The sequence below is a fragment of the Streptomyces sp. AC627_RSS907 genome (assembly GCF_019049165.1).
Genome location: NZ_JAGMUE010000020.1, coordinates 25,712 through 47,286 on the forward strand (window position 1 = coordinate 25,712; position 21,575 = coordinate 47,286).

At 71.4% G+C, this 21,575-nt stretch carries 13 protein-coding genes and 2 pseudogenes; 5 read left to right on the forward strand and 10 right to left on the reverse strand.

Annotated features, from left to right (window positions below; genetic code table 11):
* Window positions 1-25: 25 nt before the first annotated feature.
* The 3 genes and pseudogenes from KUM32_RS06240 to KUM32_RS06250 form a co-directional block, all read right to left on the reverse strand.
* Entirely contained in the window at window positions 26-1,366 is a 1,341-nt protein-coding gene (locus tag KUM32_RS06240) for an alpha/beta fold hydrolase (protein WP_217140788.1), read from the reverse strand.
* Window positions 1,367-1,710: 344 nt separating this feature from the next.
* A complete protein-coding gene (locus KUM32_RS06245) occupies window positions 1,711-1,998 on the reverse strand; it encodes a hypothetical protein (RefSeq protein ID WP_254405117.1) in 288 nt (95 codons plus the stop codon).
* 196 nt (window positions 1,999-2,194) lie between these two features.
* Window positions 2,195-2,659, reverse strand: a pseudogene (locus KUM32_RS06250) (transposase); the annotation flags it as partial.
* A 2-nt stretch (window positions 2,660-2,661) separates the two neighbouring features.
* Here KUM32_RS06250 and KUM32_RS06255 point away from each other — a divergent pair.
* Window positions 2,662-2,925, forward strand: a pseudogene (locus tag KUM32_RS06255) (TrmO family methyltransferase); the annotation flags it as partial.
* A gap of 116 nt (window positions 2,926-3,041) precedes the next feature.
* Here the strand turns inward: KUM32_RS06255 and KUM32_RS06260 are convergent.
* Entirely contained in the window at window positions 3,042-3,872 is an 831-nt protein-coding gene (locus KUM32_RS06260; RefSeq protein WP_217140789.1) for a class I SAM-dependent methyltransferase, read from the reverse strand.
* Between the two features lie 105 nt (window positions 3,873-3,977).
* On the reverse strand, window positions 3,978-4,820 hold the full coding sequence (locus KUM32_RS06265) for a hypothetical protein (protein WP_217140790.1): 843 nt from the start codon (window positions 4,818-4,820) through the stop codon (window positions 3,978-3,980).
* 351 nt (window positions 4,821-5,171) lie between these two features.
* Between KUM32_RS06265 and KUM32_RS06270 the strand changes: the two genes are divergently transcribed.
* Window positions 5,172-7,403: an FG-GAP-like repeat-containing protein gene (locus KUM32_RS06270; RefSeq protein WP_217140791.1), complete on the forward strand. Its 2,232-nt coding sequence runs from the start codon at window positions 5,172-5,174 to the stop codon at window positions 7,401-7,403.
* 254 nt (window positions 7,404-7,657) lie between these two features.
* On the opposite strand, the gene KUM32_RS06275 is transcribed toward KUM32_RS06270, so the two are convergent.
* The 3 genes from KUM32_RS06275 to KUM32_RS06285 all read right to left on the reverse strand — a co-directional run bounded on the left by KUM32_RS06275 (window position 7,658) and on the right by KUM32_RS06285 (window position 9,523).
* The gene (locus KUM32_RS06275) at window positions 7,658-8,137 is read right to left on the reverse strand and encodes a hypothetical protein (protein WP_217140792.1); all 480 of its coding nucleotides are present in this window, start codon (window positions 8,135-8,137) and stop codon (window positions 7,658-7,660) included.
* Entirely contained in the window at window positions 8,095-8,958 is an 864-nt protein-coding gene (locus tag KUM32_RS06280; protein ID WP_217140793.1) for a VOC family protein, read from the reverse strand. Before KUM32_RS06280 ends, KUM32_RS06275 begins: the two co-directional genes overlap by 43 nt.
* Before the next feature lie 151 nt (window positions 8,959-9,109).
* Window positions 9,110-9,523, reverse strand: coding sequence for a nuclear transport factor 2 family protein (locus tag KUM32_RS06285; protein ID WP_217140794.1), 414 nt, complete (start codon window positions 9,521-9,523; stop codon window positions 9,110-9,112).
* Window positions 9,524-9,682: 159 nt separating this feature from the next.
* Between KUM32_RS06285 and KUM32_RS44675 the strand changes: the two genes are divergently transcribed.
* Window positions 9,683-11,215 (forward strand): HD domain-containing phosphohydrolase, encoded by a 1,533-nt coding sequence (locus KUM32_RS44675; protein WP_302185121.1) that lies wholly within the window; start codon window positions 9,683-9,685, stop codon window positions 11,213-11,215.
* A gap of 1,260 nt (window positions 11,216-12,475) precedes the next feature.
* Here the strand turns inward: KUM32_RS44675 and KUM32_RS06295 are convergent.
* Window positions 12,476-15,295 carry a LuxR family transcriptional regulator gene (locus KUM32_RS06295; RefSeq protein WP_217140795.1) on the reverse strand — a complete coding sequence of 940 codons (2,820 nt, stop codon included), beginning with the start codon at window positions 15,293-15,295 and terminating at the stop codon, window positions 12,476-12,478.
* Between the two features lie 333 nt (window positions 15,296-15,628).
* On the opposite strand from KUM32_RS06295, the gene KUM32_RS06300 reads away from it, so the two are divergent.
* Together KUM32_RS06300 and KUM32_RS43275 are read left to right on the forward strand one after the other, a co-directional pair.
* The gene (locus KUM32_RS06300; protein ID WP_308408603.1) at window positions 15,629-18,373 is read left to right on the forward strand and encodes an AAA family ATPase; all 2,745 of its coding nucleotides are present in this window, start codon (window positions 15,629-15,631) and stop codon (window positions 18,371-18,373) included.
* A 162-nt stretch (window positions 18,374-18,535) separates the two neighbouring features.
* A complete protein-coding gene (locus KUM32_RS43275) occupies window positions 18,536-18,775 on the forward strand; it encodes a hypothetical protein (RefSeq protein ID WP_308408604.1) in 240 nt (79 codons plus the stop codon).
* A 7-nt stretch (window positions 18,776-18,782) separates the two neighbouring features.
* Here the strand turns inward: KUM32_RS43275 and KUM32_RS06310 are convergent, their stop codons facing one another.
* The gene (locus tag KUM32_RS06310; protein WP_217140796.1) at window positions 18,783-21,554 is read right to left on the reverse strand and encodes a LuxR family transcriptional regulator; all 2,772 of its coding nucleotides are present in this window, start codon (window positions 21,552-21,554) and stop codon (window positions 18,783-18,785) included.
* Window positions 21,555-21,575 lie beyond the last annotated feature (21 nt).

Here is a 21,575-nt window from a genome sequence, read left to right on the forward strand (position 1 = left end):
GGCCCCGGCGCACGGCCGACGGGACTCACTCCGGCGGTGTGGTCTCCTCGCGGATGACCTGCTGCGCCACCCGGAAGGCTCGGTTCGCCGCCGGCACGCCGCAGTAGACGGCCGCCTGGAGCAGCACCTCCTTGATCTCGTCCGGGGTGAGGCCGTTGCGCAGGGCGGCCCGGGTATGGGGGGCGAGGTCCTCGAGGTGGCCGCCGGCGACGAGGGCGGTGAGGGCGACGCAGCTGCGGGTACGGCGGTCCAGGCCGGGCCGGTCCCAGATCTCGCCCCACGCGTACCGGGTGAGGAACTCCTGGAAGTCCCCCGAGAACCCGTCCGCCTGCGACAGCGCCTGGTCGACGTGCGCGTCGCCGAGCACTTCGCGACGCACCTTGAGCCCCGCGTCGTACGGGTCGGGCCGCCCCTGCCCCGGTACCTGCGGTGGGACGACGGACGGGGCGATCTCGGCGACGGGCGCGACCTGCGGCGGGACCGGAGCGGTCATCAGGGCGGGCTGGACCGGGGCGGTGGAGAGCGCGGGCGCGGTGGCGTGGACGGCCGGGACGGCGGTCTGGCCGGTGGAGGTGTCGTGCGCGATCTGCCAGGCGGTGGTGAAGTGCCGCACGAGCAGGTCGGTGACGGCCGCGGGCTGCTCGACGGGGACCAGGTGGGAGGCGCCGGGGACGACGGCGAGGCGGGCGTCCGGGATGCCGGCGACCAGGGTGCGCGCCTCGGCGGGGCCGGTGACCTGGTCGTCGGAGCCGACGAGGACCAGGGTCGGGACGCCGACGCGGCCGAGCTCACCGCGCACGTCGAACGCGGCGAGCGCCTCGCAGGCCGAGATGTAGCAGCCCGGGTCGGTCGTCCGCACCATCTGCACGGCCCACTCGGTGATCGCGGGCTGCGCCGCGGCGAACCCTCCGGTGAACCATCTCTCCGGCGCGCTGCGGGCGATGGGGTCGAGCCCGTTGGTCCGGACGATCACACCGCGCTGCCGGAACTCGTCGGCCGTACCGAACCGCGGCGAGGCGGCGATCAGCGCGAGGGAGGCGAGGCGCTCGGGGTGGCGCAGGGCCAGTTCGATGCCGACGGCACCACCGAACGCACAGCCCGCGTAGCCGAAGCGCTGCACTCCGAGCTGGTCGAGCGTGGCCAGCAGACGCGTGGTGAGCTCGGCGACGGATCCCCCCGGGTGCGCGGGGGCGCCGCCGTGGCCGGGCAGGTCGAAACGGAAGATCCGCCAGTGCTGCGCCAGCTCGGGCACCTGCCGGTCCCACATGTGCCATGTGGTACCCAGTGAGGGACCGAGGATCAGGACCGGGGCCTCTTCTGGCCCGTCAAAGCGGTATTGCAGGGTGTTCGACGGTGTCTCACTCACGCCCCGCACCCTCTCACGTCTCACGAAATCTCACACAGCCGGGGGAAGCGACTGGCCCGATGCATCTGCGGCTCGGCCCGTCGAGCACTGCCGACGGCCCCTTCGGTCGAGTCCGAGCCTCTCAGGATGCACGGGCGCCCTTGACGCGGCGTGCCCTGCTGGCCGCGCTCGCGCCTGGTCCACACGATCGACGCGCTGCTTCCTTCTCAGCACAGCTGCCGACTTTTCCCAGTTTGCAGCAAAGCGTGTGGCACCGTCCCGAAGGCCGGGACGACGAGGCGGGAAACCGTTCGGGCCACTCCGATCAGCACCTGACAGCCACCGCTTGGGATACGTCGCCGGCCTCACGCGCGACCGTTCAGATCACCGTGCAGGCCATCCCATGTGCTGGCGGCTTCGCGGAGGTCTTCCACATCTGGCTTCACGTACCACTTCTTCGTGGTCTTCGCGTTCGTGTGCCCGGCCCACCGGGCGAGGATGTGATCCGACACACCGTTGTTGGCAAGGAAGGTGAGGCAGGAGGCACGAGCGTCGTAGAGACGCACTCTGCGCAGACCAAGGATGTCCATGAGCCTGTACGCGCGCCTGCGGAGCTGCTTGATTGTGAAAGCCTCCCCGGTCTCGTGCACCACGACGTAGCCGGAGTCGAGTAAGCCTCGCCGAGGGCTAGTCTCGATCTTCGTGACGGTTCGTCGGTTCTTCGTTGGCTGTTTCGGTTGTTCGGGGTGCCGGCGGCCAGGCCGATGGCCCGACTGTCGCGTCGGGTGGGCGCCGGGTTCCACGGCTCCGGTCGGGGTGGTGCTGCTCGCAGGAACGGGAACAGGCTGGTCAGCCGGGATTCGGGAGGGCTTCGAGCCGTGTCAGGGCTTTGGTGATCACCTCGGTCCAGGGCCAGTGGCGTGCGAACCTCAGGAGTCGGCGGCGGGCGGTCGTGACGATCTGGGCAGCGGCGGAGGAGAGACGGAACCGGAGACGACGAGGCTCCCACCTGCGGGTTTCACCGGGCAGAGCGAGCATGGGCATCCAGGCCAGCAGGTCGAGGGCGATCTGGACGATCTCCAGCCAGATCTGGTTCTGCGCGGTGTCGTGCAGGGGAAGGTTGCGCAGGCCGGTGGCCCGGGCGGCCCGGATGCGGTCCTCGGCCCTCGCGCGCTGACGGTGCCGCAGTTCGAGCGCGGCGATCGGGTCGCCGGTGGTGTTGGTGGCGAACGCGGTGAGCCGCAGGCCGTCGGCGTCGGTGAAGCGCAACTGGGCGCCGGGGTGGGGCCGTTCCTTGCGGACGATCAGCCGCATCCGGGAAACCGAGGTGGCCGGGCGACGGGGACTTCGTCCACCGCAGCCATCGCAGGCCCAACCAACTGGCGACCAGCTACCCGCGGCTGCTGAAAGTGGGCGGCCGGGACCTTCTGGTGGCCGATCTCGCCGCCGTCAGCGGAACACCGGTCATCGACCTGGCGCCCCACTTCGCGGAGATGTGCCCGCGAAGCGACGTCCGCCGGCCTGCGTGGCCGCGGGAAATGCTGTCCACGTACTGGCTTGACGCCTCAGAACGCCCGTGATCAGCCATTCCCCGGCGTCTTGGAAGTGAGGGTGCTCGCAAGAGCGGTCATCAGCGTCTGCCAGCAGGCGGCTCCGAAACCAACAGGGGCAAGTCCGGGTCCCCTTGGCGGCTGTGTCAGCCGACCATGTCTGGCGATGCGGTCGGACTTGTCGCCCACACACCCGTGAGTTCGGGTGAGAACAAGGTGGCCGCGGCCTCGCGCATCTGGATGGTCAGGCGCGTGTGCAGTGTCTCCGGGTCGATCTCCGCGGCTGTGGCCACACCGCTCTTCTCGATGAGCGGCAAAAGGGCGGTGACGGCCGAGGTCGCGTGAGCGACGGCCAACGAGTCGGCGTCACCCGCGGGAACGGCTACCGCCAACCCGGCGGCCGGCAGCCCCGCGGCCCGGAACACCGCGGGGAGCCGTTCCCCCGGGTCGGGGTCCGTGCCTCCCTGCCGGAAGGCCGCCTGAATCCAGCGCCCGATGTCCCCGACCAGGGGAAGACCCGGGACCGACCTGCTGCGCGAGAGGTTCAGGTCCTGGAAGGTCACCACACCGCCGGGACGGACATGGCGTGCCATGCGGCGGACGGCGTCGGCCGGGCTGTCCAGGTGCATGACGATGAGCCTCCCCACCAGCGCGTCGACCGGCCGGTCGAGAGACAACTCCGGCAGCACATCCTGCCGGAACGTCATATGCGACAAGCCCGCCCGCGCCATGGCCCCTTCGGCGACCGCCAGCATGTCCGGATCACGGTCCACACCGATGACCTGCCCCGACGGACCGACGATCCGGGCCGCGATTCTGGTCAGCTCCCCCGTACCGCACCCGACATCCACCACCCTCATCCCCGGCCGCAGCCCGGCCAGCCTGAGCAAGTGCGCGCTGTGAGCCGCGTACAACCGGCTCTGCAGGTCCAGCCTGTGTGTCTCACGCGGGGAACGGCCAAGGATGTACTTACTCATTGCTTCTCTCTCGTGAGGCCAGCTGTATATCGGGGTGACGCGCCCGCCGAGGCCGCACTGATGGCGGCCCCTGCCCGACGGGGGCGTCTGCTAAGCGTCGTGCGCTCAGGGGCGTGTGTGCGGGCGTCTCGGTCGGCCCTGCCGGAGGCGTTCATGGAGCAGGGCCACGGCGGTATGGACGACCGGAAGTGTCGCGAGGGCGGTGAGCAGGAGGGTGACGGCTGCCGGAGCGAGGAGTCCCATCGCGTGGGCGATGTACGGATTGTCGATTCGCCCGAAGGCCATGACAGCCGACCGCACCACGCCGCGCAGCGGTCCGGCCGTGTGGAACAGGAGCGTGAAGGTCCCGACCGTGAGGACGCACGCGGACGCGGAGACTGCCAAGGTCTTCCACCATGCCCCTGGGCGCCGGACCAGTCTCCATGAGTTGCGGAGTGCGGCGACGGGACCCGCGCCCGACGCCGCGGCGGGCGGAGCGAACGCCAGGCTCAGTCGCAGGAGAAGCGCCGCGAGCCCGGCGGGGCCCGTCAGGACGTCGAGCAGCAGGGTGCGTCGCCCGGTGTCCGGCCGAAGGTGTGCCCACAGCCAGAACGTGACCGCCGGCACGGCGCACACGATCAGCCAGCGCAGCAGGTACACGGCGACGACCTGGCCGAGCCGAAGCCGGCGCCACCGAGTCGGCTCGGCCTCCCCGGTCACGGCGCGGGCGTGTGCTGCCTGCAGTGCGGCGCTGCCGAGCCAGCAGACGGCCAGGAGAACGGGGGCTCCTGCGGCGATGAGAAGCAGAAGCAAACCGACGTCGGGCACGTAGGAGTCGCCCTGTTCGTGTGCCTCCCGTCCTGCACTCCACATCTCGGCGAAGGTGTGCCTGGCGACGACGAACGCCGTCGCGGTCACGGACAGTCCCGCCAGTCCGGCCAGACCGACCACCGACAGCGTCCACCGCACCGGTACGCGTCGCAGGGCCCTCGTGACCCGGAGAACGGTCTGGACGGCACCTTTCGCTCCGGGTTCCTTGCCGCGGCAGGGTTCGCCCCGGCCACCTCGATCCGTCCGCACCATCGCCGTCCCAACCTGCTTCGTCTGCGCTCACCCGAGCGGAGAACGCCGCGGACCGCCGCCTGGTTCACTGGTACCGCGAGGCGGGATGAGCAGAGTTTGGGCCAGGTTCGAGTCTGGTGTTGAGCACAGGTGGGCTGTCACCGTACGAGGCGGCGACCGCGGCCCGGTGGACGCGGACCGCCGGTCGGGCGGGACGGCTCGGGCGCGGACGTCTTCACGCTATTCACGGGAGACACTTTGAGACAGCGTTTGATCGCCCTGCTTCTCGCTCTGGCGGGCACGCTGGGGCTGGCGGTGGGCACCGCGCTACCGGCGCACGCCATCATCGGCGGCGCCCTGTCCGCACACCTCGACGGTGAGGTGCAGATCTTCACCCGCGATCCGGACGACGGATCGTTCGGCTACTCGTGTGTCGGTACGCTCATCGACACCGAGTGGGTGCTCACCGCCAAGCACTGTCTGATCGACGAGGACGACAACGAACTCGACGAGGCCGGTGTCTACATCATGGCCGGCAGCCGCACCCTGCGCGCCGGGACGCGACACGACGTCGCGAGCATCCGGCGTCACGCGGACCAGGACGCGGCGCTGCTGAAGCTGACCAGTGACGCCCGCCCCGACCAGGTGGTGAAGTACTCCACCGACGTACCACCGGTCAACGAGAACGTGTCCTTCCGGGGCTGGGGGCCCACGTCCACCACGCCCGGGGCGCCCTCCGAGTCCAGGCTGCTGCGGGTGGCGACCGCCCGGGTGAGCGACACCGGCACGCACGTCCCCGAGGTCGGTCCGGGCGACACCGCGATGATCCTCTCCAGCGTCGGGCTGGGGGTATCGGCACTGGGCGACTCCGGCGCCGGGGTCTACTGGCAGGGCACCATCCACGGCATCGTCACCGGCGGTGACGAGAGCACCTACAGCGACGCCCTCAAGACCGCTCCGATCGGCGGCTGGATCCAGTCGGAGAGCGGGGTGGCACCGGCGAGTGTTCCCGCGACCAACCTGCGGGTGCTGCCGCTGGGCGACTCCATCACGTACGGCACCGGCAGCTCGACCTCCTCCAGCTACCGTGCGGCGCTTTACGACACGTTGAAGGGCTCGGGTCACACCGTCGACTTCGTCGGCACCCAGAATTCGGGCAGTCTGGCCGACACCGACAACGAAGGGCACCCCGGCTGGGTGATCAACCAGATCGCCGGGATCACCGACACCGTGCTGTCCAGCTACCGGCCCAATGTCGTGACGCTGGACATCGGCACCAACGACATGAACCTGCCGTCCGAGCCGGAGAGCGCACCCGACCGGCTCGACTCCCTGATCGACCGGATCGTCACGCGGCTGCCCGGTGTCACCTTGGTGGTCGCCACCGTCGGTCCGGCGTCCAACACGACCGTGCAGGCCCGGATGGACACGTACAACGAGAAGCTGGCGGAGGTCGTCGAGCGTCGACGAAACGCGGGCGAACACGTCCTCGTGGCGGACATGAGCGCCCTCACGACCGCCGACCTCTCCGACGGGCTCCACCCCAACGACACCGGTTACGAGAAGATGGCCGATGTCTTCCACGGCGAGATCCGGCGCGCCGTGCTCGCGGGCTGGGTGAGCGCTCCGCAGCCGCCCGCCGGAGGAACCGGCTGCTCCGTGGCGGGCGGTTGGCTGCCCCAGGGTCAGATCGCCTCGGGTGTCGGGGCCACCGCGTCGCAGATCCGGTTCGCCGACGTCAACGGGGACGGACGCGACGACTACCTCGTGCTCGACGACGAGGGCGCGGTACGCGCCTGGCTGAACAATGGCGGCGACGACGGCGACACGCCGGGCTGGATCGAACGCGGCCAGATCGCCTCCGGCGTCGGCGCCAATCCCGCCGAGGTGCAGTTCGCCGATGTCAACGGGGACGGACGCGACGACTACCTCGTCGTCACGGACGGCGGCGCGGTGCGCGCATGGCTGAACGCCGGCGGCGACACCGGCGGCACGGCAGGCTGGATCGAACGCGGCCAGATCGCCTCCGGCGTCGGCTCGGGAGAACTGCCCATTGTCTTCGCTGACATCAACGGTGACGCAAAGGACGACTACCTGGTCCTCCAGGACGACGGATCGGTTCTGGCCTGGCTGAACAACGGTGGTGACACCGGTGATACGGCAGGCTGGATCGAGCGCGGTGAGATCGCCTCCGGAGTCGGGGCGGACGCGTCGCACATCCAGTTCGCCGACGTCGACGGTGACGGACGTGACGACTACCTCGTGGTGAACGACGAGGGCGCGGTGCGCGCCTGGCTGAACACCGGCGGCGACACCGGCGACACACCGGGCTGGATCGAACGCGGCCAGATCGCCTCCGGCGTCGGCGTCGACGGCGACCACGTCCGGTTCGCCGACATGAACGCCGACGACTACCGGGACGACTACCTGACGGTGTCCGACACGGGCGCGGTCTCCTCCTGGCTCAACAACTGCGGCGACCCGGCCTGACCCACACCCACACCCTGCTGGCAGTTCACGCGGGCCTGGCCTCTGTCTCTCGGAAGACAGAGGCCAGGCCCGCGTTCGCGGCGTGTTACTCGGGCAATCCCGCAGGACGGTCGAAGCCGTCCCTGGACGGTTACGTGTCCGCGCCGGCTGTGCCGCGTTGGTTCCGCCGGCCGGACACGGTGGCCTGTCGCGGTCACGGCGGCGGAGTCCGTCGGACGTGCCTCTGGCCCTGGACAGGGTCGCCCCGTGGGGCTTCACCACGCGCTCCCTCGGGGCTTCCCCGACCGGACGGCCTCCGCGATCGCCTCACCTCGCGCCCGCAGCGACCGCCCGACAAGCTCGGTCGGCAGCTCCCGGTGGAGGCGGAGGATCTCCGACGTGGGCACCGGGCCATCGGTGCGGCCCAGGCGTCGCAGTGCGGCGGCCACCTCCTGCCGGAGAACCATCAAGGAGGCCGGCGAGAGAGTGGCTGCGGTGGTGTGGCCCTCCGCGGGCGGCGTCGGCTCCGCCGCGCCTCCCGCCGGCCGGTGCCAGCCGTCCGACCGCAGACGCAGGACCGGCGAGTCACCGTCCACGAGGCGGCCCTCGGTGCCGTCCGGCCCGGTGACCAGCAGCCCCGCACCGAGTCGGTGAGCCGCGAGCACCGCCCGGACCAGAGTCGCCTCACCGTTGCGTGCGGCGAGGAGGATCTTCAGGCGCTGGGCGGCGTCCAGGCCCAGGGCTGCGGGTGCCAAGGCGCCACCGGCCAGTTCGAGCCGGATGCGCTGGCCCGGTCGGAGAAGTACGCCGGACCGCCCCAGGTCCGCCGCACCGACGGGGCGGTCAGAGCCGTGAGGGGCAGCCGGTCGAGCGCGACGTACGGTTCGCGGGTACGGGAGAGGGCCTGCTGGCGGAAGGGCGTGTGGACGGCGTCGCCTTCCCGCTGGTGGGGACTCTCCGTCCAGGCCGCTTCGGTGAACGGCACCTGGAGTACGGCGGCGCACCGCTCGATCGCCTTGTCGATGTCCGGTACGACCATGCCCACGTGGTAGTACGACTCGGGCAGCGGGCCGCCTTCGTGCTCCCGCTCGACCTGGGCGGCCCACTCGTTCCTCAGCTCGGCGCCCAGGTAGCACAGCCGGGTGCCGCAGAGGTCCCGTTCGGTGACGATCATGGCGGGCGGGGTGTCGGGCCCGGCGGCGTAGGTCGCGGCGATTCCCACGCCCTGCGCCCGCAGGTGCCGCAGCCGCGCTGTGGTGTCCTCCTCCCACCAGCCCCAGCAGGCGAGCGAGCCGACCTGGCTCCTGGCGTGCACGTCCGCTTCCCGGTCCTGTGCCTCGACCAGGACGAAGTAGGGCTCCTGGGTGAGGGACACGCACGTCCGCACGGCCTGCTGTGCGGTGCCGGCAGTGTCTCGCACGTACGGGAAGACAGGTGTCATGGGTGTCGTGAAGGAGACACCGAAGACGTCGGCGAACCGCCGCACCGCCGCTTCCATGTCATCGACACTCAAAGCGGTGTGGGAGAAGGAGGACGGCAGCCCGGCCGCCGGTCCCTCGGACGTGGTGCCAGTCATCTGTGCATCTGTCCTGTGTGGTGTCGAACCATGAAAACGCCTCTGCCGGGGCGGGCAGGACGGGCAGAGGGGAGCCGAGGTTCACGCGCACCCGGCCGGGAAGGTCATCCGTGGCTCACTGCCTGCTCACCTCTGCTCAGTGGGGCGGGCGTCACATGGCACGCGTCATGGTGTGGGTGTCGGGGATGGTCTCGAAATGCACGGGCACCCCGTTCTCGAAGCGCCAGACATGGGCGAACCTGGTCCGCATCGGCTTGCCTGTGGACAGGTTGGTGCCGCTGTAGTGCCCCAGCGCCACCACCGTGTCGTCGGTGGCGACCAGTTCGGCGGGCTGCACGGCGAAGCCCGCCCACTCCGTGGTGAAACGAGCGAAGACGTTGTTCAGGACGGCGTCCCGGCCCCGGTAGGTGCCCCCGTAGTGCAGGCCCGGCGGGACGACCCACTGGATGTCCTCGTGCAGACCGTTGAGCAGCCCGTCGATGTCTCCTTCGGCGAGACAGCCGTAGAGCGCGCGCACGAGGGCGCCGGTGCCGGTGTCTGTGTTCGTGACGGCGTGACTGGTCATCGTTGTTCTCCTGTACGGGTGAGCGGCCGGGCCGCGACGCGTGTTCCGCGACTCCCCCATCGTTTCCGCCGGTCGGCACCGACCGCATCGGCTGATCGACCTATACGCGCCCCGGTGCCGCCTGCCCGCCGGCTCCGGGCAGGCACTAGCCTGTGGTGAATGCAGACTTTCCGGGTCGCGGAGGTACTGGCGGCGTTCTCCCTGACCACCGACATGGCGGCCGGTATGCCCGTGGAGAAAGGACTGCGCACGTGTGCGGTGGCGACCGTGTTCGCGCGCGACGTGCTCGCTCTGGATGCGCAGACCTGCCGCACCGTCTACGAGACGGCCCTGCTGCGTTCCGTCGGCTGCACGTCCTACGCATCGGAACTGGCGGTTCTCTTCGGTGACGAGGTCGCTTTCCAGCGGGCCATGAAACACCTTGATCCGGCTGACGGGACACCGATGGCGGAACAGCTGCACCGGCTGGGCGGCTGGACCCGGCAGGCAGCCGACCGGCTGGCCGGTGTTCTGGCCGAGGTGCTGCCGACCGCCGGGGTGGAGGCCATGCGCAACGGCTGCGAGACGAGCCGGGTACTCGGCGAGGGACTGGGACTGGGCGCGGACACCCTCGCGGCACTGGACGACGTCTACGAACGCTGGGACGGGCTGGGCATCCCGCACGGCCGCAAGGGCGCCCGGGTGTGCCTGTCCGCGCGCGTCGTGCACGTCGCCGAGCAGGCCGTACTGGCTCATGCGACGGGTGGAGCACTCGCGGCGACGCTGGCGGTGGAGCGACGGGCCGGCGGTCATCTCGATCCTGCTCTCGCCACGGCCTTCACGGAGTCGGCGACCACCGTGCTGGCGCCGCTGCGCGTGCCCGACGCCCTCGCCGGGGTGCTGGCGCTCGAACCCCGGCCCGTCGTCATGGCTCCCGTCGCGGACGTCACCGAACTGTGCGCGCTGCTGGGCCGGTTCGTCGATCTGAAGAGCAGGTGGCTGATCGGTCACAGTGAGCATGTCGCCCGGTTGGCGACCGAGGCTGCCCGGCTGGCCGGTATGGAGGCGGCCGAGGTCGAGCGTCTGCACCGCGCCGCGCTGCTGCACGACCTCGGGCGGGCAACCGTCTCCGCCGACGTCTGGGACAGCGGACGTCCGCTGAGCACGGCCGACACCGAGCGGGTACGGCTCCACGCGTACTGGACACAGCGGACGCTGGAACGCGTCCCCCTGCTCGCTCCGCTCGCCGCCCTGGCCTCCTCCCATCATGAGCGGATGGATGGCAGCGGTTACCACCGCGGCACGGATGCGTCCCACCTGTCGTACGCCGGTCGGATTCTCGCCGCCGCCGATGTGTTCGCCGCGCTGACCGAACCGAGGGCGCACCGGGACAGTCACTCGCCCGAGGCTGCTGCCGCGCTGCTCCAGGAGCAGGCCAGGGCAGGTGCCCTGGATTCCGCCGCCTGTGCCGTCGTCCTGCGCGCGGCCGGTCTGCGCCCCGCGCGCCCCGGTCATCCGGCCGGGCTGACGGATCGCGAGGTGGAGGTGTTGAGACTGGCCGCCCGGGGGCTGACCAACCAGCGCATCGGTGAGCGCCTGTTCATCTCGGACCGCACGGTGGGCCACCACTTGGCACACATCTACGACAAGACCGGGCGGCGCACCCGGGCCGGTGTGGCTGTCTTCGCCATGGAGCACCAGCTGCTGCCGTAGCGCCTTCGCGGCGTCCGGTGCGGTCAGGTCCCACGTCGTAGATCGCGGGCAGATCGCGTCATTTACGCCCTGGGGCGGCGTACTCGCGTATGTGTGGAAGTACTTACGGATGACATGCAGCTGGCATGCCGACAGCGACGACGCCTTCGTCCCGTCGGCATGAGATCTGGGTCCGGATCGTGTTCCGGACCTGGCGGCTTCCGGGGCGTGGTGTTCGACGAGCCGGGTCAGGCGTTGGTTCAGCTCGTCGATCTGGCCGGTGAGCTGTTGGATGCGCTCGGCGAGCATGCGCAGCGTCATGCGGGTGGCCTGGGTCACCGCGTCCTCGTCTCCCCCACCATCGGGTGGGCCGAGGCGCGCGCAGGTGCGGAACAGCTCGGCGTTGCCGAGGCTCGACAGCCGTTCCCGCAACACGGGGTCGGCGACGACCAGAACGGCCTTGAGCTGGTTGATCGCCTGGGTGCGGGCCTTGACCGCGGAGTCCTTGGCGAGCTTGTAGATCCGGGCGCTGTGCACGGGGCCGTCGCCGGATTTCGCCCGTGCCCGGGCGTGACCACTGAGCACGGCCAGCGCGGCAGCCTGTGCATCGAGCGGGTCCGACTTGCCGAGCAGACGGCGGGCCGACCGGTCGGGCCGGTTCACCTTGAACACCTCGACGTGCTGAGCCAGCAGGTACCGGGACAGACCCGCGCCGAAGGTGCCGGCGCCCTCCACACCGGCCCGGCGCACCGTCCCCCGTTTGTTGGGCCCAGACGAGCAACTGTCGGTGGCCGGCCGCTGTGGCCGGAAAGGACTCCGTTCCCAAAATCTTCCCGAGCGGGGAGATCACGGCGGCGACGTGCACCTCGCCGTGTGTGCCCACGCCCAGGCCCGCTGAGGACGGCACTGCACAACCGTCCCATCGATCCTGGTCCTGGCCCGCATCGATCACGAGGAGCCCTACTGGGCCGCCGACGCCACCAGGCACCTGACCGCCGAAGGCATCACCGTCGACATCACTCCTCGGCTCCAGGAGACCATCGACGAGGAATGGACCTGGCCGAACCACCCGATGCCCTGGTGCACCCGCAACGAAATCCGCGAGGTCCCCAACCAGGCGCAGAAGATCCACGACGGCATCCGCAACGGCCACCTCCTCATCCACCCCACGCCCACGACGGCCACACCACCGTCGCGGTCGGCACCTACCTCCGCCCAGGCGGCACGTCCGTCCACCTGCACGGCGAGGACCACCTGCGCCAGATCGCCGACACCTTCGACTCACCCGGCCAGGCCCTGCTCGCCTTCCTCGTCCCGGCTCTCCGTGACCGGGGTGCTCACCAAGGCACCCGGCAGCGCGCGACGTGAGTTGATCCCGAGCTTCGTGTACACCTTCCGGAGATGCCACTCCACGGTGTGTGGGCTGATGAACAGCTCCGCGCCGATCTGTGCATTCGTCATGCCGTCGGCGGCGAGCGTCGCGACCTGCGATTCCTGCGGGGTGAGGACGCTCGTCGGCTTGTTCTCCCGTACCCTGGCGTGCCCGCCGGTGGCGAGCAGTTCCCGGCCGGCCCGCTCGGCGAAGGCGTGCGCCCGCATGCCGTCGAACATCTCGTGAGCCGTGCGCAGGTGCTCCCGGGCCGGCGTACGGCGATGGCTGCGGCGCAGCCACTCGCCGTACAACAGGTGGGTGCGCGCCACCTCCACGGCCACACTGCCGCGGCCGAACTCCTCGATCGCGGTCCGGTACAGGCGGTCGGCCTCGTCGCCATCGGTGAGAAGAGCCTGGCTGCGGGCGCTGGCGCCACGGGCCCATCCGGAGTCGGCGGCGCGGGTGAGTTCGACCAGCCGGGCAAGTGAGGCGCGCGCCTGGTCGAGCTCACCGCACCGCGTGGCGGCCTCGACGTGTTCGACCAGCGACAGGCCAGTGAAGTTGAATCCGTCGTGCTCGATGCCCGTGCGGGCGGCCTCCAGCGCCTCCTCATAGCGTGCCAGCCCGTTGAACAGGACGCCCTGGATGTAGCCCATGGCTCCCAGCAAGGACACCTCGCCTTGTCGTTCGGCCTGCTGCCTGGCTTCTTCGATGATGCTGGTGGCGACGTCCGCCTCGCCCCGCCACGCGGCCAGTACCAGCGTCGCGTACTTGTGCGGGGCGTGGCCGGTCGCGGCGGAGAGCGCGTCGGCTTCGTCGATCATCCGGTCCGCCTCGGCGAAGTCGCCGTAGTGGATGTGCACCCCGCCGGCGTAGACGAGGGCCGGTGGCAGTGCGCCGAGCGCGCCGATGTCGCGGGCCAGCCGCACCGCGCGACTCGACAGCGTGTCCCACGCGTGCAGGTCCCAGGCGTAGTGGATGAACGCCTCCAGCGCGACCGGGGCGAGCAGCAACCAGCGTACGGTCGCCTCCCGGGTGCCGAGTTCCTCGTGCGTGAGCAGATCCAGCGCGTCGCGCAGTGCCGGGATACCGGTCTCATAACCGTCCGTGAGGACCGCGGCCACCCCGTCGAGGAGGAGATCGGCGGCCTTGGAGCCCGAGGGGGGCGCCCCGGACCCGCGGGCCGCGATCGCGGCGGCACGGGCACCTGTCGGCCCGTGGACGCGACCCGCGAAGATGGTCGCGCTGATGGCCTCCAGGTACGTCTCCCGGGCCAGTGGGGACCCAGCGGCGGTGAACTGCGCGGCGGCCTCCAGGAGCAGCGGCGCCGCCTCGTCGCTGCGGCTGCGGGCGAAAAGGATTCTCGCGCGCAGGCGTGCCAGTCGGGCGCGGTTCAGAGCGCTCAGGGGACATAGTTCGGCCACCGTCGCGAGCTCCGTGGCCCGGTCGGGCGCCGCGGCCGAGAAGTGCGCCTCAGCGGCGGCGAGGGCTCGACGGCCCCGCCGCTGCGGGTCCGGTGTCACCTCGGCCGCGCGCTCCAGCAGTACCGCCTCGGCGGTGATGCCGCCGCGCTGCCGCGCGCGGTCGGCGGCCTGCTCCAGGCCCGCGGCGACCTCCTCGTCCGGCCCGTCGGCGGCTTGCGCGGCGTGCCAGGCACGCCGGTCGGGGTCCAGGACCGGGTCCGTGGCTTCGGCTAGCGCCCGGTGTACCGCTCGGCGCTCTTCGGGCTCGGCTCCGTGGTAGACAGCGGAACGGACCAGCGGGTGCCGGAACCGGACGCTCTCACCGAATTCGATCAGACCGGCTGCCTTGGCCGGTGCGGCATGAGGGGTGATCTTGAGCGAGGCGGCCGCGCGGGCCAGCAGGCGCGCGTCACCGACCGGTTCCGCCGCCGCGATCAGCAACAGGCTCCGGGTCGCCGGCGGCAACGCACCGAGGCGACTGGTGAAGTCTCGTTCGACTCGGCTGGCTACCGGCCCCTGGACACTCGGGTAGCCCGACGAGTCGAGGCCGTACGCCAGTTCGGCGGCGCTACGACCGCGGGAGAATTCGAGCAGGGCGAGCGGGTTGCCGTGCATCTCGGCCACGAACCGGTCCCGGACCCGCTTCTCCAGCCGTCCGCCGACGGTGGCCTCGAGGAGTTCGCCGGCCGCGGCGGTGTCGAGACCGCCGATCCGCAGCGCCGGCAGACCCTTGAGCGCCGTCTGTCCCTCGGGGTCACGCACCGCGCACACCATGGCGACCGCCTCTGCGAACAGTCGACGGGCCATGAACTCGAGGGTCTGCAGGGACACCTGGTCCAGCCACTGCGCGTCGTCGACCAGAACGAGTACCGGCCGGGCCTCCGAGGCCCGGGTAAGCAGAGTGAGCACGGCGAGACCGACCAGGAAGCGGTCGGGTGGGTCTCCGGCCGCCATCCCGAACGCCACGCGAAGGGCGTCGCGTTGGGGTCCCGGCAGCTCGTCGAGCTCGTCCAGGAACGGCGCGCACAGTTGGTGCAGGCTCGCGTAGGGCAGTTCCATGTCGGCCTCGATGCCGTGCGCCCAGGTCAACCTCACCCGGGACGCCTGCGCGGCCACGTACTGCAGAAGCACCGACTTCCCGATGCCGGCCTCGCCACGGACCACCAGCACCCGGGACCCGCCTTCGCGCAGGCCTGCCAGCAGGTCGTCGAGCGCCGCGCACGCGTCCTGCCGACCGACCAGATCGGGAAGCGGGCCGGCGATCATGCGACGCAGCTCCTTGGGCAATCCGGGAAGTGAGGGCTCCCGCAACGTTGTTGGAACGATTCCTTCAACAATACCCGGGCCGGCCCCGCACCGTGGGGCCCGTCAACATGGCGCACTCCACGCCGAAAATATTCCCGAAGCCGTCACATACGGGCCCGCTGTCCGATCGTCCCCTGCCGATCGGTCTTGACCGACCGCCTCCGCAGGCTGCGCGCTACCACGTCGACCCGGCCCAGCGGAGGCCGCTGGGCCGGGCCTGCGCCCGCGCGCCCCTTCGCTCAACGACCCGGCCCGTTCACCGGGTTGTTATGCTCGCCGCGTGCAGAGGTCAGGGTGAGCAGCGGGAACGGGCCGGGACAGCTGCGTGGTCGGCGCCGCGAGCGCGACGCACTCGAAGAGCTGGTCTCGAAGGTGGAGGCCGGACGCAGCGCCGTACTGGTCCTGCGGGGTGACGCCGGGATCGGGAAGTCCGCTCTGCTGAATCACCTGGCGGCGCGCGTCGCGGGGTACCGCGTCGCGCGTGGGGCGGGTGCCGAGTCGGAGATGGAACTTCCGTTCGCCGGTCTGCATCAGCTGTGCGCCCCGTTTCTCGAACGCGCCGACTTCCTTCCGCCTCCGCAGAAGGAAGCGCTGGCCACGGCGTTCGGGATCAGTGCGGGACCCCCTCCGGACAGGTTCCTGGTCGGTCTGGCCGTCCTCGGACTGCTGACCGACGTGGCCGCCGAGCGACCGCTGTTCTGCCTCATGGACGACGTGCAGTGGCTCGACCGGGTCTCCGCGCAGACCCTGGCGTTCGTGGCGCGGCGGATGCTCGCCGAGCCCCTGGCACTGGTCTTCGCCACCCGCGAGCAGCGAGGACGCGACGAGCTGGCCGGTCTGCCCGAGCTGACGGTCGACGGCCTCGACACGACCGACGCCCGCGCGCTGCTGAGCGCGGCGGCCGACGGCCCGATGGACGAGCGGATCCGCGACCGCGTCCTCGCCGAAGCCCGCGGCAACCCCCTCGCACTGCTGGAACTCCCCCACGGCCCGCTCGACGCGGACCCGGCCGACGGACTCGGCCAGCCCGGCCCCGGACCGGTGACCGGCCGCATCGAGCGGAGCTACCTCGCGCGGATCGAGTCGCTGCCGGCGGACACGCGGCGACTGCTGCTGATCGCCGCCGCCGAGCCGGTCGGTGACGCGACGCTGCTCCGGCGAGCCGCCGAGCGGCTGGACATCAGTCCGGGCGCGGACGGCCCGGCGGTGGCGGCGGGGCTGCTCTCCGTCGGGGCTCTCGTACGCTTCAGGCACCCGCTCCTGCGCTCCGCCGTCTACCGGTCGGCGGGGCTCGCGGAGCTTCGAGAGACCCACCGTGTCCTGGCTGAGGTGACCGACCCCGCCCTCGACCCCGACCGCCGGGCGTGGCACCTGGCGCGGGCGACGGTGCGGCCGGACGAGGCCATCGCCGGTGAGCTGGAGTCGTCGGCCGGCCGGGCGCTGGCACGAGGCGGCCTCGCCGCGGCGGCCACGTTCCTCGCCCACGCGGCCGTGCTGACGCCCCACCCCCGGCGCAAGGCGGCTCGCGCCCTCGCCGGGGCGCAGGCGAAACTCCGCGCCGGCGCGCCCACCGCGGCACGCGATCTGCTGGCGCTGGCCCGCACCGGAGTGCTGGACGAACACGACCGCGCCCGCGCGGATCTGGTCCAGGCCCAGATCGCCTTCGCCTCCAGTCGCGTCGACGAGGCACTCCCCATGCTGCTGGCCACCGCGCAGCGTCTGGTGCCGTTCGATGCCGGTCTGGCCCGCGAGACCTTCCTGGACACCCTGTCGGCCGCCATGTTCGCCGGGCGCCTCGCCTCCGGCGCGGACGCGCGCGAGGTGGCGGCGGCGGCCCAGCGAACGCTGCCGGACAGCACGAGGCCGCCACGCAGCGTCGATCTGCTGCTGAACGCCTTGGCCACTCGGTTCACGGGCGGGTACCGCGAGGCGGTGCCCGCCGCACGCCACGCGGTGCGCGCGTTCCGCGAGGAAACCGACCCGGAATCGGTCCTGCGCTGGTCGTGGCCGGCCTCGGCGCTGGCGGCCGAGATATGGGACGACGAGGCATGGACGGAGCTGGTGACCCGGCATGTGCGGACCGCCCGCGCCGTCGGCGCGCTGACCGAGTTGCCGCTCGCGCTCCACTCGCGGGTCGTCGTCCACACCTGCGCCGGTGAACTGGACGCGGCCGCGCTCCTCGTGGCGGAGATCGTCCGAGTGCAGGAATCGGCGGGCAACAACGTCGTGCCGTACGGAACGATGACGCTCGCCGCCTGGCAGGGACGCGCGCACGAAGCCGCCCCACTGATCGAGACCGGCATGAAAGACGCCGTGAGCCGCGGTGAGGGCATCGGCGTGGCCGTCGCACGACGTGCCGAAGCCGTGCTCCACAACGGTCTGGGCCGGTACGAGGAAGCGTTCGACGCGGCCCTGCCGGCGAGCGCGCACCCGCACGACCTGGTCACTGCCAACTGGGGGCTTGTCGAACTGGTGGAGGCCGCGGTGCGCAGCGGTCGCCACGACGCGGCCGAGGCCGCACTGGACCGGCTGGCCCGGACCACGGACGCCGCCGCGACCGACTGGGCGCTGGGCGTCCAGGCACGCTCCCGGGCCCTGCTCAGCCAGGGCGACGCGGCCGAGGAGCTGTACCGCGAGGCGATCGAACGGCTCGGACGTACCCGGGTCGCGGCGGAGCTGGCACGGGCGCATCTGCTGTACGGGGAGTGGCTGCGCCGGGAGAGCCGTCGCGTCGACGCCCGGGAGCAGTTGCGTGAGGCCCACGCACTGTTCACACGGTTCGGTGCGGGTGCGTTCGCCGAGCGTGTCGTCCGCGAGTTGCGGGCCACCGGGGAGACGGTGGCCCGACGTGGTGATGACACCTCGGCGACGCTTACCGCCCAGGAGACCCAGATCGCGCGGCTGGCCAGGGACGGGCTCACCAACTCCGAGATCGGCGCGCAGTTGTTCCTCAGCCCGCACACCGTGGAATGGCACCTGAGCAAGGTGTACGTCAAGCTCGGCATCACCTCCCGCAGGCTCCTGCGCACGGTGCTGTGAGCCATGGCGGACGGCCTGTCACAGGTACGGTCCCCGCTCGGTCTGTGCATGAGGGGACGAGTTCCACGGCGGCCGACGGACCCGAGCCCATCGGCGCCGACACGGGTCCCACCCCCGGGAGAACCGCTGCGGGCCGCGCCGGGGTCCTGCACGTCGATGGCCGTGCGGGCCCTGGCCGACCGGCACGGCCGACGGCTCGAACGTATCGACGTGGCCGTACGCTTCGGGGCCGAGGGACGCACGGTCAAGAACATCGGGCTGACTGGTGATCGGGAGCCAGACCAGCACCGGCGGTTGCTGGCGGCCGCCGGAAGGTGTCCTGTTCACCACATGCTGATGGGCAAGGTCGCGATCGTCACCGTACCCACTCCGCCGGCGGAGCCGGACACGTCCGGCGCCTGAAGGGTGGTCAGGACGTCGCCGCGATGGTGTCGAGCGGGATCGATCCGATCTCCTTGCGAGAGGACACCCCGAGCTTCGCGAACACCTTGCGCAGATGCCATTCGACCGTGTGGGGGCTGAGGAACAGCCGGGCGGCGATCTCCGGGTTCGTGAGGCCTGCCTGCGCGAGTCGCGCGATCTCGACCTCTTTCGCGGAGAGAGCCACCGGGGTCGCCGAGGCACGTTTGCGTACCTTCACTCCGGCGGCCTGCAGTTCCCGTCGCGCGCGCTCCGCGAATGCCTCGGCACCGGCTTCGCTGAGCATCTCGTACGCCTCCTTCAGTTGGGAGCGGGCGTCTTCCCGTCGTTGTCCGAGGCGAAGCCACTCACCGTAGCGGAGCCGTGCCCGGGCACTGTCCATCCGGGTCTTCGCCTCGTCGAGGTGCCCGATCGCTTCCTGGTGCAGGTCTTCGGCGGTCTGCCCGTCGCTCACCAGGGCCCGGGTGGCGGCGGAGATGCCCCGTGCCCAGTCGGTTCCGCTGGCCCGGGCCATCTTCTCGATCACCCGGGCGGCCTCGGCCGCAGGCGCGGTCCGCCCCAGGCGTACGGCCGCTTCGACGAGTTCCACCCGGGACTGGAGGGAGAGCCCGAGTTCCTGCGGGTTCTCGCAACCACGCTCGGCGGCGGCGTAGGCCTCCTCGTACCGGCCGAGGCCGTTGTAAAGGACCGCCGTCGCCCATTGGGTGGCCGTCGTCACCTTGCCCTCGCCTCGGAGGAGACGGTCGTGCGTGACGGCTTCGATCGCCTGCCGGGTCGTGGACTCCCGTCCCTTGTAGGGCTCCACGACGAGTGCTCCGTAGTGCGCGAAGAAGCTGCTGCCCGTGCCTTCGGCGATCGCGTTCGCTTCCACGGCGAGGGAGTCGGCCCCGCGGAGGTCGCCGGCGAACACCAGGTTCGACAGGCGCAGCAGGAGGGCCGAGGGCAGTACGGCCAGCGCTCCGCTGCCGCGGGCGAGGTCGACCAGCCGCGCCGAGAGCTCGGACCAGCTGGCGAAGTCCCAGGTGTTGTGGGCCATGCGGCACACGAGGGGAAGCCACCCCAGACCATCCTCCCGCGAGTGTCCCTCCTTCCGGAACGCGGCCACAGCCTCCCGGATGAGCGGTACGCCCACGGAGTAGTCCTCGGTGATCACCCGGGCGAGACCGGTCAGAAGGAGATCCTCGCGGCTCGCCGTACGGGCGTCGCCCCGGACGCTCAGCACCGCCTCGGCGACATCGCGGACGCCGCCCGTGGCCAGCCGGCCCGCGGTCAGGGCCGCGTAGATGGCGTCCCGGTACGTCTGATGGGCGAGTCGGGGGTCGAACGGCTGTAGCCGCTCGGCCGCTGCGAGCAGTTGCGGCAGTCCGGCGCTGGCGCTCTTGGCCGCGGACATGATCTGTCCTCGTAGCAGAGTCGCCTGTGCGGCTCCTGCCTCGTCGAGCGGGCTCAGTTCCGCCACGTCGACCAGTCCGCGCGCGGAGTCGAAGGCTCCTGCCTGGAACTTGGCCCGCGCCGCGGCCAGTGCCCTGGCTCCGCGGCGTACGGGATCCGGGGTCAGTTCGGCGGCCCGGTACAGGAAAGCGGCGGCCGCCGCGATTCCGCCGCGCGCGTGCGCCCGGTCGGCGGATCCCTCCAGCTCGGCGGCCACGGCCTCGTCGGGTACCGTCGTCGCGCTGGCGAGGTGCCACACCCGGCGTTCGGGATAGAGGCTCGCGTCGATCGAGTCGGCCAGGGCTCTGTGCACGCGCCGGCGTTCCCTGACGCCGACGGCACGGTACGCGGCGGAGCGGACCAGAGGGTGGCGGAAGCGCACCCAGGTGCCGAGCGTGATCAGTCCCGACGCCTCGGCGTGGGTGACGGCGGTGTCCACGGAGATACCCAGGCGCTCGGCGGCCTGCCGCAGCAACGACACGTCACCGACCGGTTCGGTGGCGGCGATGAGCAGCAACTGCTGCGCCTGTGCCGGGAGCGACCGGATGCGGCGGAGGAAGCCCGCCTCGATCTGGCTGGAGAGCGGCCGGGACGCGAGTCCGCCGAATTCTCCGGCCATCTCGACGGCGGTCAGACCTCGTGGCAGCTCGAGCAGGGCCAGCGGGTTGCCGCGCGTCTCGGCGACGATGCGGTCCCGCACGCTCGGGTCGAGCGGGCCGGTGACGACCGAGCCGAGGAGTCTGCGGGACTCGTGCTCGTTCAGTCCACGCACAGGAAGTTCCGGCAGGTCGGCGAGGATCGCGCGGGAGCCGGACTCACGGACGGCCAGGACGAGCACCACCGATTCGGCGAGCAGCCTGCGCGCGACGAACTCCAGCGTCTGCGACGACACACGGTCCAGCCACTGCGCGTCGTCGACCAGGCAGAGCAACGGCTCGTCGCCGACGGCCGCGGCGAACAGGCTCAGGGTAGCCAGGCCGACCAGGAACCGGTCGGGCGCGTCACCGGCCTGCAACCCGAACGCTGTGCCCAGGGCGTCGCGCTGCGGCTCGGGAAGATCGTCGAGATGGGACAGCAGCGGGGCACAGAGCTGATGCAGCCCGGCGTAGGAGAGCTCCATCTCGGACTGCACGCCGGCCGCCTTGACGACCCGGCATCCCGCAGCCCGGTCGAGGAGGTGGTTCAGCAGCTCGGTCTTCCCGATTCCCGCCTCGCCGCGCACCACCAGCACGCCGCTCCGCCCGGCCCTGGCCTGCGCGAGCAGGTCGTCGAGCACCCGGCACTCCTCCCGCCGTCCGATGAGCCCGGTCCGTGCTCCGCCCCTCACCATGACCGCCTCCCGGCCGCCACG